This is a genomic window from Pandoraea aquatica (genome assembly GCF_902459565.1).
Taxonomy (GTDB): domain Bacteria; phylum Pseudomonadota; class Gammaproteobacteria; order Burkholderiales; family Burkholderiaceae; genus Pandoraea; species Pandoraea aquatica.
Genome location: NZ_CABPSN010000004.1, coordinates 544,181 through 559,335, shown reverse-complemented (window position 1 = coordinate 559,335; position 15,155 = coordinate 544,181). Strand labels below are relative to the sequence as shown.

General features: G+C 60.9%; 11 protein-coding genes and 1 pseudogene. 4 read left to right on the top strand and 8 right to left on the bottom strand.

Annotated elements, in window-relative coordinates; all coding sequences use genetic code 11:
* The first annotated feature begins 321 nt into the window (after positions 1–321).
* From PAQ31011_RS16820 to PAQ31011_RS16805, 4 genes are all read left to right on the top strand, one after another.
* Positions 322–2,805, top strand: coding sequence for a PAS domain-containing sensor histidine kinase (locus PAQ31011_RS16820; protein WP_224786829.1), 2,484 nt, complete (start codon positions 322–324; stop codon positions 2,803–2,805).
* On the top strand, positions 2,802–3,449 hold the full coding sequence (locus PAQ31011_RS16815; protein WP_039399048.1) for a response regulator transcription factor: 648 nt from the start codon (positions 2,802–2,804) through the stop codon (positions 3,447–3,449). Before PAQ31011_RS16820 ends, PAQ31011_RS16815 begins: the two co-directional genes overlap by 4 nt.
* Before the next feature lie 309 nt (positions 3,450–3,758).
* Entirely contained in the window at positions 3,759–4,610 is an 852-nt protein-coding gene (folD, locus tag PAQ31011_RS16810) for a bifunctional methylenetetrahydrofolate dehydrogenase/methenyltetrahydrofolate cyclohydrolase FolD (RefSeq protein WP_150576870.1), read from the top strand.
* A gap of 362 nt (positions 4,611–4,972) precedes the next feature.
* A complete protein-coding gene (locus tag PAQ31011_RS16805; protein WP_150576869.1) occupies positions 4,973–7,051 on the top strand; it encodes a M3 family metallopeptidase in 2,079 nt (692 codons plus the stop codon).
* 51 nt (positions 7,052–7,102) lie between these two features.
* Here the strand turns inward: PAQ31011_RS16805 and PAQ31011_RS16800 are convergent, their stop codons facing one another.
* The 8 genes and pseudogenes from PAQ31011_RS16800 to hflX form a co-directional block, all read right to left on the bottom strand.
* Complete coding sequence (locus PAQ31011_RS16800; RefSeq protein ID WP_174990162.1) at positions 7,103–7,738, bottom strand: DUF4189 domain-containing protein; 636 nt, start codon at positions 7,736–7,738, stop codon at positions 7,103–7,105.
* 269 nt (positions 7,739–8,007) lie between these two features.
* On the bottom strand, positions 8,008–8,544 hold the full coding sequence (locus tag PAQ31011_RS16795) for a phosphoribosyltransferase (protein WP_046291611.1): 537 nt from the start codon (positions 8,542–8,544) through the stop codon (positions 8,008–8,010).
* A 26-nt stretch (positions 8,545–8,570) separates the two neighbouring features.
* Positions 8,571–9,911: an adenylosuccinate synthase gene (locus PAQ31011_RS16790; protein ID WP_150576867.1), complete on the bottom strand. Its 1,341-nt coding sequence runs from the start codon at positions 9,909–9,911 to the stop codon at positions 8,571–8,573.
* A gap of 73 nt (positions 9,912–9,984) precedes the next feature.
* Complete coding sequence (locus tag PAQ31011_RS16785) at positions 9,985–11,145, bottom strand: ATP phosphoribosyltransferase regulatory subunit (protein ID WP_150576866.1); 1,161 nt, start codon at positions 11,143–11,145, stop codon at positions 9,985–9,987.
* A 38-nt stretch (positions 11,146–11,183) separates the two neighbouring features.
* Positions 11,184–11,375, bottom strand: coding sequence for a DUF2065 domain-containing protein (locus PAQ31011_RS16780; RefSeq protein WP_052252941.1), 192 nt, complete (start codon positions 11,373–11,375; stop codon positions 11,184–11,186).
* Positions 11,376–11,446: 71 nt separating this feature from the next.
* Entirely contained in the window at positions 11,447–12,346 is a 900-nt protein-coding gene (gene hflC / locus PAQ31011_RS16775; RefSeq protein ID WP_150576865.1) for a protease modulator HflC, read from the bottom strand.
* A gap of 12 nt (positions 12,347–12,358) precedes the next feature.
* On the bottom strand, positions 12,359–13,681 hold the full coding sequence (gene hflK, locus PAQ31011_RS16770; RefSeq protein ID WP_150576864.1) for an FtsH protease activity modulator HflK: 1,323 nt from the start codon (positions 13,679–13,681) through the stop codon (positions 12,359–12,361).
* Between the two features lie 343 nt (positions 13,682–14,024).
* A pseudogene (gene hflX, locus PAQ31011_RS16765) lies at positions 14,025–15,104 on the bottom strand (GTPase HflX); the annotation flags it as partial.
* Between the last annotated feature and the right edge of the window lie 51 nt (positions 15,105–15,155).

Here is a 15,155-nt window from a genome sequence, read left to right as displayed (position 1 = left end):
AGCGGGTTGGCGTAATGGTCGTAACCCGCTTCATGGACGGGCCTACCGGCATTTTTACCGGGGCATTGTACGAAGGTTATTCCCGCCTTCGCAAGCGAAATTTCAGATTACGATAGCAATTTTCATAATGCGGAAATCTGCTGCACTGCACATAAAATCAATGGGTTGCCGACACCATCAGATCACGATTTTTGGGCGTACCGATCGGTCTCAAGGGTGATTTGAGCGGCCGTCTTACCAAAAAGATCGGACACTTCCGAAAAGCAAGGCCTGACTGACTCGGACAGCGGGAAACCGGTCGGCCTGCGCTACAATCTCGCCATGCTTTCGCCACGCCTCGCAAACTCATCCCCGCCGTCCCGGTCCGCTGCTACGCCAGCCCGCTCCAATCGTTGGTTGCAGGGGTTTGCGGAGTCGCACTACTACTTGCTGGTGCCGCTCGTCTCCATTGTGATCTTCCTGGTGGTGATGAGTTTGATTCTGTGGAGCCTGAACCGTCGCGAAACGGAGCAGCAGCAGGACACGCTTTATCGAAACGTCGCGTGGGCGCAGCAGCAGATCCGCCTCAATATGCTGGCCATTCAGGACCAGATCAGTTCGCTCGCGCGCGATACCGCGGCGAAGCCGCAGGACGTGGCGCACTTCCAGAACACGGCAAGCGAGCTGATGCAGAATCATGCAGACATTGTCTTCATGAACTGGCTGGATGCGTCGCAACGGCCGAAGTGGGCCGTCCCGGCGGACTCCCCTTTCGCTTCGCGGCTACAAGGCTCGGCTCAGCACCCCATGGAGGACGAGCTGTTGGTGGCGTTTCGCGCAGCGCGTGACTCACGGCGGTCCGCTTACTCCACGCTGATCTACGACGCCTCGGGGGCCAGCTACATCGTCGTTCAGGTACCTGTACTGCGCGAGCGCGAGTTTCTCGGCACGATCAGCGCGGTGTATTCGGTCGAGGGCCTGCTCATTCACGAGTTGCCTCAGGAACTCGGCGACAAATTCAAGGTGTCGTTCATCGACACGCACAACAACGAGCTGGCGACGACGTCCACACGACCACCGCTGCCACGCGACGTTTCGTACGAGTTGCTACTCGATCCGCCCGGCCACAGTCTTGCCGTGCGCATTTACTCGTATCCGGCGGTCGGCAACTTCGTCAATAACACGCTGGTTTGGCTGATTGCCGGATTGTCCTGCTTCGTGCTCTGGAGCCTCTGGAGCCTCTGGCGACACACGCGCCAGCGGTTCGAAGCACAGCAGGCGCTGTTTAATGAGACATCGTTTCGCCGAGCGATGGAGAACTCCATCGTGATCGGTATGCGAGTCCTCGACCTGCAAGGCCACATCACCTATGTGAATCCCGCGTTTTGTCGGATGACGGGCTGGGACGAGCCGGATCTCATGAACCGTGCGCCGCCCTATCCGTACTGGCCGAAGGACGATATTCACGAGATGCAGCGCCGCATCGATATGACGCTGCGCGGCAAGGCCCCGTCGCATGGATTCGAAATTCGGGTGCAGCGCAAGGACGGCACGATCTTTTACGCGCGCATGTTCGTCTCGCCGCTGGTCGATGCCCACGGCCGTCAGACCGGCTGGATGTCGTCACTGACCGACATCAGCGAGCCCAAACGCGCCCGCGAAGAACTCGCCGCTGCGCACGAACGGTTCACGACGGTGCTCGAAAGCCTCGATGCTTCGGTATCGGTGCTGGCCGTCGACAAGGCAGAGTTACTCTTCGCCAACCGCTATTACCGGCAATTGTTCGGCACGCGCCCTGAAGGCCACCTTGAGCTGTCGGGTGGGGGCGAACTGTCACCGACGTCGCTCGATCACATCGACATGGTCGATGCTTTTGCCGGACTGCCCGCAGCATCGCTGACCGATACGGCGGCGGAAACGCAGGAAATTTACCTGCCAACGCACCAGAAATGGTTCGAAGTCCGACGTCAGTACATTCAGTGGGTGGACGGCCATCTCGCGCAATTGCAAGTGGCGACGGACATTACGGCCCGCCGTCATGCGGAAGAGCTGGCCCGTCAGGAAGAAGAACGCCTGCAATTCACCGGCCGCCTGACGACGATGGGTGAAATGGCGTCGTCGCTGGCTCACGAGTTGAATCAACCGCTCGCAGCAATCAACAACTACTGCATGGGCACAGCCGCGCTGGTGCGTGCTGGCCGCACATCGCCTGAGACCCTGCTGCCGGCACTGGAAAAGACGTCGCAACAGGCGGTGCGGGCCGGGATGATCATTAAGCGGATTCGCGCCTTCGTGAAACGAAGCGAGCCGAAGCGACAACCGTCATCCATTTATGAGATCGTGGCGGACGCCGTCGGCCTCGCGGAGATCGAAGCACGCAAGCGCCGCATTCGTATCGTGACGGAGCTTCCGGCAGGACTGCCACAGATCAACGTCGATCCGGTGCTGATCGAGCAGGTGCTCATGAACCTGCTCAAGAACGCCGCCGAAGCGATGCACGGCTACACGCCCCCGCCGGGGCAACGACGCGACCCGACGGTGCGTTTGCATGTGGAGCGGCGGGATAAATCAGTTGAATTCCAGGTGTCCGATCACGGGCCTGGGGTTGACGAAGCGACTATCGAACGATTGTTTGAACCGTTCTTTAGCACCAAGTCGGACGGCATGGGCATGGGCCTGAACATCTGCCGTTCGATCATCGAATCGCACCACGGCCGTCTGTGGGTAGAAAACAATGAAATCGACGGCGTGCGGAATGGTTGTACTTTTTGTATTCTGTTACCGTTAGAAAGCGATACGACATCCGGATCCGGGGGAGGACTATGACGACACCCAATATCAATACCGATCAAGAAACCGTCTTTGTTGTCGATGACGACGAAGCTGTCCGCGACTCGCTTCGCTGGCTTCTGGAAGCCAATGGATATCACGTGCGAGGGTTTGGCAGTGCAGACGATTTTCTGCAGTTTTGCGCAGACGTTACGCAAAGCAACCGCCCGAACAACCTGATTGGCTGCCTGATTCTCGACGTCCGCATGCCGGGCATGAGCGGACTGGAGCTTCAGGACGCCCTGATCGAGCGCGGCATCAACCTGCCGATCATCTTCGTGACGGGCCACGGCGACGTGCCGATGGCTGTCGAGACGATGAAGAAAGGTGCTACGGACTTCATCGAAAAGCCGTTCGACGAAGGTGAGCTGCGCAAGCAGGTCGAGAACATGCTGAGAACCGCTCGCGAGGAGGCTGGCCGCCATCGCGAACAGCAAGCTGCGGAAGAACTTCTCAGGAAGCTGACGAGCCGTGAGCACCAGGTGCTCGAACGCATCATCGCTGGCCGCCTGAACAAGCAGATTGCCGACGATCTGGGCATCAGTATCAAGACGGTCGAAGCGCACCGCGCCAACATCATGGAGAAGCTCAACGTTAACACCGTTGCCGATCTGCTCCGCCTGGCGCTGTCCAAGCGATAAGCCGAATCACCCTGCACCTTCGGGTGCAGGGTATCGAGCCTTCGGGTGCTGCACTGACTCCCAGTTCGGTGCCCCGCCAAGCGCTCCCACCGACCGACCGCCGGTCGCGCGCCTCGGGTTGTGCCCTTCGTTCCCCCGCCAACGGTACTTACGCCAACGCTGACGTTAGCGCGTCACGCCGTGCCCCCTCTCCCGTGAGCACCAGCGCGCCGGTATAATACGGTCTTTGCGCTCGTCGCCCGCCCGACCCGCGTCGCCGTATCCGGCCCCTTGGGCCAGCCCCCTTCCTTCACACGATATCCACGCATCATGACCGCCACCCTCATCGACGGCAACGCCCTCGCCAAACGCATTCGCGCCGAAGTCGCCACGCGCGCCGCTGCACTGACCGCTCGCGGCCATCAACCCGGCCTCGCCGTGGTTCTGGTCGGCGAGGATCCGGCCAGCCAGGTCTACGTGCGCAACAAGGTCAAGGCTTGCGAAGACAACGGCCTGTATTCGTCGCTCGATCGCTACCCGGCAGATCTGACCGAGAGCGATTTGCTCGCACGAATCGATGAACTGAACCGTGATCCGAAGATCAACGGCATTCTCGTGCAACTGCCGCTGCCGAAGCACATCGACAGCCACAAGGTGCTCGAAGCCATTGCGCCGGAGAAGGACGTCGACGGCTTCCACGTCTCGAACGCCGGGGCACTCATGACGGGCGCGCCGCTGTTCCGTCCCTGCACCCCGTACGGCTGCATGAAGATGCTCGAATCGGTGGAGTTTCCGCTGCGTGGTGCCGTCGCCGTCGTGATCGGCGCGTCGAACATTGTCGGCAAGCCCATGGCCATGATGCTCCTTCAGGCTGGCGCTACGGTCACCATCTGCAACAGCAAAACGCGCGATCTGGCCGCGCACACGCGCAATGCCGACGTGATCGTTGCTGCGGTGGGCAAGCGCAATATCGTCACAGCCGATATGGTCAAGCCGGGCGCTGCGGTGATCGACGTCGGTATGAATCGCGACGACCAAGGCAAACTCTGTGGCGACGTCGATTTCCAAGGGGTTAAGGATGTCGCCGGCTTCATCACACCGGTGCCCGGCGGCGTTGGCCCGATGACCATTACCATGTTGCTGGTCAACACGATTGAGGCAGCGGAGCGTGCGCTCGGCTGATCGCCGGTTGGACCGTTGACCAGAAGCAACGGTCATTCCTGCAGCAACGCCTTATGGGGCGCGCACGGCCAACGGGTCGTACGCGCCCTTTTTTATTTGGGGGCGCACGCCGCACAAATCCGATGAGAAACGTCCACGTAGGACATCGGAATCGCCCGAAAGCCCGGCCCGCGTCGAGTAACACGACAAGGCATCCCGCTGAAGCATCGCTCGCACAAAACCTCGCCAAGGCAATCCTGATAAGGATCCGCGAGGAATTCTTGTTTGGTGACATCAATGACATCAGTTGAAAAAAACGACTGGAAAATTCGACAGGTTGCCCCCACACTCTTCGTAAGCCCCTTCAAGTGGATAACGAACGCATGAATACGCCGAAAAGCAATCCTCTTCTCGACATCGAGGGACTCCCCCGTTTTTCCGAAATTCGCCCTGAGCATGTGACGCCGGCCGTCGACGTGCTGCTGGAGCAGGCGCGCGCGGCCGTCGATCGCGCAGCCGACCCCGCAACGCCGGCGACATGGGCCAATATTCTCGACGCTGTCGAAGACGGCACCGAAGGCCTTGGCCGTGCGTGGGAAATCATCGGACACCTGAACGCAGTCGCCGATACCCCCGAGCTGCGCGCCGCCTATAGCGAAAACCTGCCGCGTGTCACTGAATTTTCGGCCAGCGTCGGCCAGAATCTCGCGCTGTTCGACAAGTACAAGTCGATTGCTGCCGGGCCGGAGTTTGCCGGACTGTCGACCGCTCGCAAGAAGATCCTCGACAATGAAATGCGCGGCTTCCGCCTGGGCGGCGCAGAACTCCCCGAAGATCAGAAGCCGCGCTTTGCCGAGATTCAGGAAGAACAGGCAAGCCTTGCGAAGAGCTTCTCCGATCACGTCCTCGACGCGACCAACAAGTTCTCCCTCGTCGTGACCGATGAAACGGAGATCGCGGGTCTGCCTGACGACGACAAGGCAGCCGCACGCGCTGCTGCCGAACGCGATGGCGTGGAAGGCTGGAAGTTTACGCTGCACTTCCCGTCGTATTTCCCCGTGCTCCAGTACGCCGACAATCGCGCACTGCGCGAGAAGCTTTATCGAGCGAACGTGACACGCGCGTCCGAGCTCGGACCGAAGTTCGGCGATGGCGATGCGGGTTGGGACAACACCGGTATCGTCGTGGAGCAACTCGCGCTGCGCCGCGAGGAAGCGCAAATGCTGGGCTTCAAGAACTACGCCGAAGTCTCGCTTGAGCCGAAGATGGCCGAATCGCCTGCGCAGGTGCTGGAATTCCTCGAAGACCTTGCCCGTCGTGCGCGGCCGTATGCGGAGAAGGACTGGGAAGAGCTTCAGGCATTCGCGGCTAAGTCGCTCGGCATCGACAAGTTGCAGCCCTGGGATACCGCATATGCGTCCGAAAAACTGCGCCAGCAGCGATACTCATTTTCGGAAACGGAAGTGCGTCAGTATTTCCCGCTCCCCAAAGTGCTCGACGGCTTGTTCCGCGTTGCAGGGACATTGTTTGACGTGACGATTCGTCCGCAAGAGGCCGAGACGTGGCATCCCGACGTCCGCTTCTTCCGCATCGAACGCAACGGCGAACTGGTCGCGCAGTTTTACATGGACCTGTTCGCCCGCGAAGGCAAGCGCGGCGGCGCATGGATGGATAGCGCACGCACGCGCAAGCGTCTGCACGATGGCGCACTGCAAACCCCGGTCGCCTACCTCGTCTGCAACTTCCCCGCACCGGTCGGAGAAAAGCCCGCCCTGCTGCCGCACGACGACGTCATCACGCTGTTCCACGAGTTTGGTCACGGCCTGCATCACATGCTGACGCAAGTCGAAGATGCAGGCGTTGCCGGCATCAATGGCGTTGAATGGGACGCTGTGGAATTGCCTTCGCAGTTCATGGAGAACTTCTGCTGGGAGTGGGACGTCCTTGAACACATGACAGCGCATGTCGATACGGGCGCCGCCCTGCCGCGCTCGCTGTTCGACAAGATGATCGCCGCACGCAATTTCCAGAGCGGCCTGATGATGCTGCGCCAGTTGGTCTTCTCGGACTTTGACATGCATCTGCATTACGACTTTGATCCGCGTGGCCCGGAGTCGGTGCTTGAGGTGTCGCGACGCATCAACGATCGTCTGCACGTCACCCCACAAGTCGATTTCTCGCGCTGGCCGAACACGTTCAGCCATATCTTCGCTGGCGGATACGCGGCAGGCTATTACAGCTATAAGTGGGCTGAAGTGCTCTCGGCCGATGCCTATGCCGCCTTCGAGGAAGCGTCCAAGGTGAGTGGTACGGTGCTGGATACCGCGACGGGGGCACGTTATCGCGACGAGATTCTCGCCGTGGGCGGCAGCCGTGAGGCGATGGAGTCGTTCATCGCATTCCGAGGTCGCGCGCCGCAAGTCGACGCTTTGCTGCGCCACAGCGGAATGTCGGCAAGCTGACACCTTGCATCACATGAGGAATGGGGGCTGACGGGCGTCGGCCCTCAGCCCTCAGCTATCGTCGTCGCAACCGTTCGGCCGCCACGTATAGCTGTGCGTCTCCTTATCGAGACAACGCGCGGCCTGAAAGCGAATGGTGCACCCGTTCTCGTACGTTCGCGTGCACTCACCATTGACGCATTGGGTGCGCATGCGGACCACCTGCCCAGTGGGTATCCGACACTGAGCCGGGGCGGCCTGAGCGGCCTGCGGTGGCGGCAAGCGCTTCCCAGGACGCTGACCGCTGTCGAACCACACTTGCGCGCCATCCGTCGAACACTGCCCACCTCGCTGGCAAACGACAAACGCATCCTGCAACGCAGAATCCTGCGTATCGCCTAGCGCTACCCCAACCTCACCATTGCTGGCGTGCACCACCGCCCAGTAGGCCGGGCCATTGCCCGCCATCAGCACCTCGCAGCGCCCTCCTCGGCTCCCTGATGCGAGTTGCGTTCTGCATCGGTTCACCGCCGCCAGTTTGGCCTTCGCCATCGACGTCTGGTTGGTGACGTAGACATATCGAAGGCCGCTTGCCGTGTGGACGCCCGCCACAGCAGACGCCGCGAGACCCGACTGGCTCACTGAGGCCAGCAGGCCTGCGAGCACAATCGCGCATGTCGCGGGAAAGAGGCGAAACAACCTGATCATGGCAAGACGGAGAGGAAAGCCCTGCGAGGAATGGTGAGAGTCCCCATCAGAACACAGGGCGAAACGGACGCAAGCGGTGAGCAAAGGGGAAATTGCCCGCTTATTGAGCTTGAGGCGGTCCGGGCGGAGGTAAATCAAAGGCGGACTAAAGCGGATACAGAGATCAAAACAAAACAGGCGGTGCATCTTTCGATGTCACCGCCTGTGTCGCCCGAAGTCTTCCTCAGGCGGGGCGTCACCTCACGGTGCGCCAGATGCGTCGGAACGACTTAGGTGCCGCGCTTGATCCAAGCCGCCAGATTGTGCGGACGCAGCGTGTCGTACTCTTCGAACGGCTGATGAATCCACGGATTCGTCGGCAGGAAATCGACCGCGTAATCCGGTGCCACCTTCGAGCAAGCCTTATGCCACAGCACGGCCGAGCGCACGTCCGTCACCTTCGTGAAACGCTCCTTCAGGTGCTTGCCGACGCGCTCGAGCGTCACGCCCGAATCGACCAGATCGTCGACCAGCAGCACACGACCTTCCAGCTCGCCGCGCGTGATGGTGATGTACTGAGCGATATCGAGGTCGCCACGAATGGTGCCTTCGGCTTCGCGATACGAACTCGTCGCCAGGATCGCGAGCGGCACGTCGTAAATGCGTGCGAGCTGGTCGCCCACACGCAAGCCACCACGGGCCAGACACAGGATCTTGTCGAACTTCCAGTTGGACTCATGGACCTTGAGCGCCAGGCGCTCGATCAGTCGATGATATTCGTCCCACGAGACCCAGAGGTTCTTATCGTCGTTTTGGGGCAGATTCATGGTGTGTCTTGCTTGTCGTGCTGTCTTTAGTTCTTGAAGGGGTGGCGCAGCAGGATCGTTTCGTCACGATCCGGGCCGGTCGACACCATATCGATCGGAATACCGCTCACTTCCTCGATACGCTTCAGGTAGTTCTGCGCCTGAGCCGGCAGTTGATCCCACGACGTCACGCCAACGGTGCTCTGCGTCCAGCCCGGGAAATCTTCGTAGACCGGCTCACAGCGCGCCACGTCGACAGCGCCGCGCGGCAGAATGTCGATCGCCTTGCCGTCGATCTTGTAACCGACGCACAGACGCACCGTTTCGAGACCATCGAGCACGTCGAGTTTCGTCATGCACAGACCGGTCACGCCGTTGATCTGAATCGAACGCTTGAGCGCTGCGGCATCCATCCAACCCGTGCGGCGCGGACGCCCCGTGACCGAACCGAATTCCTTACCCACCGTCGCGAGTTGCAGACCAATGGCTTCCTGACGGGCGGGATTATCCGCGTCGTACAGTTCGCTCGGGAACGGACCGGCGCCAACACGCGTGCAATACGCCTTGGTGATGCCAAGCACATAGTGGAGTTGTTGCGGACCGACACCCGCGCCAGCCGAAGCGGCACCTGCTACGCAGTTGCTGCTGGTGACGAACGGATACGTGCCGTGATCGATGTCGAGCAGCGTGCCCTGCGCACCTTCGAACAGCAGCTTCTTGCCTTCGCGGTTGACGGCATAAAGCTCCTGCGACACGTCGGCAATCATCGGACGCAGACGTTCGGCGTAGCTGAGCATCTTGTCCAGCGTTTCCTGGAAGTCGACAGCCGGCGCACCCAGATATTGCGTCAGAACGAAGTTGTGATAGTCGAGGTTTTCGCGCAGACGTTCGGCGAACGCCTTCGGATCGAACAGATCTTGCACGCGCAGTGCACGGCGGCCGACCTTGTCTTCGTAGGCCGGGCCAATGCCGCGACCGGTCGTGCCGATCTTGCCTGCGCCGCGACGCGCTTCGCGCGCCTGGTCGATGGCAACGTGGTACGGGAGAATCAGGGTACAGGCCTCGGAAATGCGCAGACGGCCGCAAACGTTCAGGCCAGCGCTTTCGAGCTCTTCGATTTCCTTGAACAGGGCTTCGGGCGACAGCACCACACCGTTACCGATGTAGCACGTGACGTCCTTGTGCATGATGCCCGACGGGATCAGGCGCAGGATCGTCTTCTTGCCACCGATGATGAGCGTATGTCCGGCATTGTGGCCACCCTGGAAACGCACCACGCCTTGCGCGTGATCGGTCAGCCAGTCGACGACCTTACCCTTACCTTCGTCGCCCCATTGGGTTCCGATAACGACGACGTTGCGTCCCTGATTCAAAGCATTGCCGGACATAACAATAGTTGGTTTGGTTAAAAACGTATTCTACCCGTGTTGGCGCAGGCGAGTGCCGCTTTTTTCAGCGAATTCACCGGGGCGTCACAACCCACTGGCCATTTTTCTCGACAAGTACGCGGTCTCCCGTGAACTCCTCGAAATCCTGGTCGTGCCCCGGCAGCATGCGGATCACGACCTCGCCCGCGTCGCGCAGGCTGTCGATCTTGGCGCGCAGACCCGGCACATCGTCAGCCGGGGCCAAAATCGCGTTACTGCGCGCTTCCACCGGCGAAATGGCCGCCAACTCACGCAAATCGAGCGAAAAACCGGTCGCCGGACGGTCGCGCCCGAACGCCTGCCCCACCTTGTCGTAACGCCCGCCGCGCGCAATCGCGTTGGGAATGCCATCGACATACGCCGCGAACATCACGCCGCTGTGGTACTGATAGCCACGCAAGTCAGCCAGATCGATCGAAAGCACCGCCGGACCGTCCTTGCTCTGCGACGCCGCCAGATAGGCCAGATCGTCGAGCGCAGCCTTCACGCCCGGCAGATCCGGCAGGACCTTGCGGGCGCGCTCCAGCGTATCCGCCGGGTCGCCGTACAACGTGGTCAGGCTCAGCAAGGCGTCGCGCACGTGTGCCGGCAGGTCTCGCGTCAATTCCTGTAGTTGAGGCACGTCCTTCGTTGCCAGCGCACCGAACAACTGGCTTTCGATAGCTTCGGCAGCCGGCACGCCTTCCAGCAGCGCCTCAAGCACACCCGCGTGGCAAAGATCGATACGAATCTGCTTCAAGCCGGCGAGTTGCAGGCAGAACAGCAGCAATTCCTGGATTTCGAGATCCGCCTCGAGACCGCTATGGCCGAAGATTTCGGCGCCGATCTGGAACGGCTCGCGGGTCGCCAGCAAATTACGCGGACGAGTAAACAGCACGCTACCGGCATAGCACAGACGCGTCACGCCTTTGCGGTTGAGCAAATGGGCGTCGATACGGGCGATCTGTGGCGTGATGTCGGCGCGCAGACCCATCGTGCGCCCCGAGAGCTGATCGACGAGCTTGAACGTGCGCAGGTCGAGGTCATGGCCGGTGCCGGTCAGCAGCGACTCGACATACTCGAGCATCGGCGGCATGACGAGCTCATAGCCGTACGTACGGAAACGATCGAGCATCAGTCGGCGCAGATCTTCGATCTTGCGCGCCTCGGACGGCAGCACGTCGGCGATATTTTCGGGAAGTAGCCAGTTCGGCATGGGTATTTCGGAATTCAGACGGCGCGTGAAAGCGCCTTTTAGTAATCGGCCAGCAGCATCAGAATCAGCCCCAGCAGGACGGCGGCCAGGCCGAAGAAGCGAATCTGGCCGGACGGCATTTCCGTTATTTTACGAAAACTTTGCCGCCACCGTTCCGGCGCGGCAAACGGAAACAATCCCTCCACGATCAGCATGAGGGCGAAAGCGAGAATTATCGTGCTGCTGGTCACAGGAGGGCTCGGCCAAAACGCCACCGCCCGCGTTGACGCGGGCGGTGGCAGCTACTCGGATGTCAGAAGCGCTATTTTCCCGCTTTTCCGGCTGACGCGCCAGCACCACCGGAACCGCGCATAAATCGGAAGAAGTCGCTGTTCGGGTCGGCGATGATCACGTCCTTCTTGTCACGGAAGGTCGCCTTGTACGCTTCGAGGCTCTGGTAGAACTGGGCAAACTGCGGATCGCGGCCAAACGCCTGAGCGTAGATACCAGCGGCAACTGCGTCGCCCTCACCCTTGACCTGCTGCGCCTTGGCATATGCCTCGGCGACGACCACGTCACGTTGACGGTCGGCATCGGCACGAATCTGCTCGGCTTCAGCTGCACCCGTCGAACGCAATTCGTTCGCCACGCGCTTACGTTCGGCGGCCATCCGGCTGTACACCGAATCGCTGATCCCTGCGGCCAGGTCCACACGACGCATGCGCACATCGACAATCTCGATACCCACTTGCGCGGCTTCGTCGCCCACCTTCTGCTTCACCCATTGCATGACCTGATCACGCTGCGTCGAGACCACTTCGGTCACGGTGCGCTTGGTGAACGCTTCCTGCAACGCCGAGCGAATCTGCTGCGTCAGACGATCCTGTGCGAGGCGGTTGTCGCCCTTGAAGCTCACATAGAACTTGCGCGGGTCGATGATGCGCCACTTCACATACGAGTCGACGATCAGGTTCTTCTTCTCGGCCGTGATGAAACGCTCAGGCTCCGGGTTGTCGATGGTCATGATGCGCTTGTCCAGATACAGCACGGTCTGGAGCGGCGGCGGCAACTTGAATTTCAGGCCAGGCTGGCTGTAGACGTCCTTGATCTCGCCAAGCGAGAACACCACGGCATAACGGCGCTGGTCCACCACGAACATGGTCGAGGCGAGCACGATCAGCAAAACGATCAGCGCGACGATAACGGTTCCAATACGGTTCATGCGCTTATCCCCTTAGCGTGAATCGCGGTCGCGGTTGCGCAGTGCCGCACGCGATCGATCATGGTCGACATCACTGCTGTCGCTCGCGGCAGGCGCACCTGCCGCTGCCCCCGTGCCTGCACCGGATGCCGGTGCCGGGGTCGATGCGTCGCTACGCGAACGCTCCATGATCTTGTCCAACGGCAGATACAACAGGCTGTTGTTCTTCGAATCCACCATGATCTTCGTGGTGCGCGAGTAGATCTGCTGCATCGTATCGAGATACATACGCTCGCGGATCACGCCCGGCGCCTTGGCGTAGGCTTCTTGCACCGACTTGAAGCGATCGGCATCACCCTGCGCCTGCGACACGACACGCGCCTTGTAACCGGCTGCCTCTTCCGTCAGACGCGACGCCGTACCCTTGGCACGCGGAATCACGTCGTTGGCATAGGCTTGCGCTTCGTTCTTCGCGCGCTCGAGATCCTGCCCGGCCTTCACGGCGTCGTCGAACGCTGCCTGCACCTGCTCGGGCGGCTGAACGCTTTGCATCGTCACGCTCGTGACGAGAATGCCCGTCTTGTAGCTATCCAGAATGCGCTGGATCGACGTGACGAGTTCGTTCGCGATTTCTTCGCGACCGGCATAGAGCACGAAGTCCATCTTGCTCTTGCCGACGATCTCACGCACGGCCGTCTGCGCCGCCAGATTGACCGACGATTCGGCATCCACGTTATTGAACAGGAACTCGGTCGCGTCCTTGATGCGGTACTGAACGGCGAAGCGAACATCAATGATGTTCTCGTCGCCCGTGAGCATCGACGAATCCTTCAGATCGGTATCGCGAATCGTGTTAGAGCGGCCGATTTCCACCGATCGGATCTGCGACATGTTGACGATCTCGACCGACTGGAACGGGTACGGCAAGCGCCATTGAATACCCGAGGTGGTCGTGTACTTGTACTTGCCGAACTGGGTGACGACACCGACCTGACCTTCCTGGACGATGAAGACGCCCGTGGCCAGCCAGATCAGGAATGCCAGCGCGACGACAACGCCCACGCCAATACCCGACCCACGCGAGCCACCGGAGAAATTGTTCGAGCCGCCGTTGTTGCCGCCTCCACCGTTCTTACGGCCGAAGATACGGTTCAGACGGCGATTGAAATCGCGCCACAGTTCGTCGAGATCGGGGGGGCCATCCTGCTGCGGTCCTTGCGGTCCGCGCGGCGGCTCCTTCTGATCCTGCGAATTCGGAGTGTTCGCACGATCGGGGCGGTTCGGCTCCTGATTACCGGACGGCGAATCGCCGCCGCCGTCCCGCCCCCAGCGCGGGTCGTTCAGGGAGAAAATCAAGCCAACTCGTCGCATCAAAGCTCTTGGAAGCATAGGTAGAAGCGTGGTGACTGAAGCGGGTTGGGCGTTGCGACCGGCGCGCCTCATATCGGAGCGCGCATGCTGCCGGTTCGCGCGTGGTTCCCGAATCTGGTTTGCCGATCGGCGGCCTTGCCCGGCCTCCGTCTAGTCTCTTGCCAGTTCGTCACCCGAGTCGGGACGTGCTGCCGGTGTTCCCCGTGGCAACGCGCCCTTCACGGTGCGACGTCTCGTGTTATCTGTCTTCTGCGCGCGGCACATCGTCCCAACGGTCGATGAGCCGGACATCGGGCGCTTCGTGCTGCGATTGTAACCCACCAGTGCCAGCCACAACCGCCTCGCTGATGGCCTCGCGCAGCAGGTCGAGGCCCTGGCCGGTGCGTGCGCTCAAAAAGACGCGCGTAATGCGCCCGGCCTCATCCCGTTCGATTCTCGGCCCTTGTGCGGCCAGTTCCGGCACCGCGTCGATCTTGTTCCAGACGAGAATCTGCGGGATATCGGCCGCGTCGATCTCCGCCAGCACGGCGTTGACCTCGGCCATCTGCTCCTTGCGCACCTGACTCGACGCGTCCACCACATGCAGCAGCATGTCGGCGTGCACCGTCTCCTCAAGCGTCGCACGGAATGCCGCCACCAACTGGTGAGGCAACTCGCGGATGAATCCGACAGTATCAGACAGCACGATGTTCCCGACATCGCCAAGATAAACACGACGCGAGGTCGTATCGAGCGTTGCAAACAGCTGATCGGCGGCGTAGGCGTTGGCCTTCGTCATCGAATTGAACAGCGTGGATTTGCCCGCGTTGGTATAGCCGACGAGCGAGATCGACATCGTGCCGCTACGCTGACGCGCGCGACGCTGCGTATCGTGCTGACGCTGCAGCTTCTCGAGCCGCACTTTGAGCGACTTCACACGCTCGCCGAGCAAACGACGGTCGGTTTCCAGCTGCGTTTCACCCGGCCCACGCAGACCGATACCGCCTTTCTGACGTTCAAGGTGAGTCCAGGCGCGCACGAGGCGCGTGGACAAGTACTGCAACTGCGCGAGTTCGACCTGCAGCTTGCCTTCATGACTCTTCGCGCGTTGGGCGAAGATATCGAGGATCAGGCTGGTACGGTCCACCACGCGGCGTTGCAGCAGGTGTTCGAGGTTACGCTGCTGACCCGGGGTCAGTGCGTGATTGAAAATCACCAGTTCGACGTCGTACTCGGCGATGGCGTCGCGCAATTCTTCAGCCTTGCCGCTGCCGATAAACAGCTTGGCGTCCGGGCTATGGCGACGGCCGGTAATGGTCACGACAGGCTTGGCGCCTGCGGATTGCGTCAGAAGGTCGAGTTCCTGGAGACTGGCTTCGAAATCGAGTTTGCCGAAATCGATGCCGACGAGCGCGGCGTTGGTGGTCAAGCTACGCTGGGATTGGGAATTGGGACTGTTGGACAAGAGCGGGCGGTGGGG

What these genes read in the sequence shown, in the direction of transcription:
- PAQ31011_RS16820 (WP_224786829.1), top strand. Translation starts at nt 322, where the DNA reads ATGCTTTCGCCACGCCTCGCAAACTCATCCCCGCCGTCCCGGTCCGCT.
- PAQ31011_RS16815 (WP_039399048.1), top strand. Translation starts at nt 2,802, where the DNA reads ATGACGACACCCAATATCAATACCGATCAAGAAACCGTCTTTGTTGTC.
- folD (WP_150576870.1), top strand. Translation starts at nt 3,759, where the DNA reads ATGACCGCCACCCTCATCGACGGCAACGCCCTCGCCAAACGCATTCGC.
- PAQ31011_RS16805 (WP_150576869.1), top strand. Translation starts at nt 4,973, where the DNA reads ATGAATACGCCGAAAAGCAATCCTCTTCTCGACATCGAGGGACTCCCC.
- PAQ31011_RS16800 (WP_174990162.1), bottom strand. Translation starts at nt 7,738, where the DNA reads ATGATCAGGTTGTTTCGCCTCTTTCCCGCGACATGCGCGATTGTGCTC.
- PAQ31011_RS16795 (WP_046291611.1), bottom strand. Translation starts at nt 8,544, where the DNA reads ATGAATCTGCCCCAAAACGACGATAAGAACCTCTGGGTCTCGTGGGAC.
- PAQ31011_RS16790 (WP_150576867.1), bottom strand. Translation starts at nt 9,911, where the DNA reads ATGTCCGGCAATGCTTTGAATCAGGGACGCAACGTCGTCGTTATCGGA.
- PAQ31011_RS16785 (WP_150576866.1), bottom strand. Translation starts at nt 11,145, where the DNA reads ATGCCGAACTGGCTACTTCCCGAAAATATCGCCGACGTGCTGCCGTCC.
- hflC (WP_150576865.1), bottom strand. Translation starts at nt 12,346, where the DNA reads ATGAACCGTATTGGAACCGTTATCGTCGCGCTGATCGTTTTGCTGATC.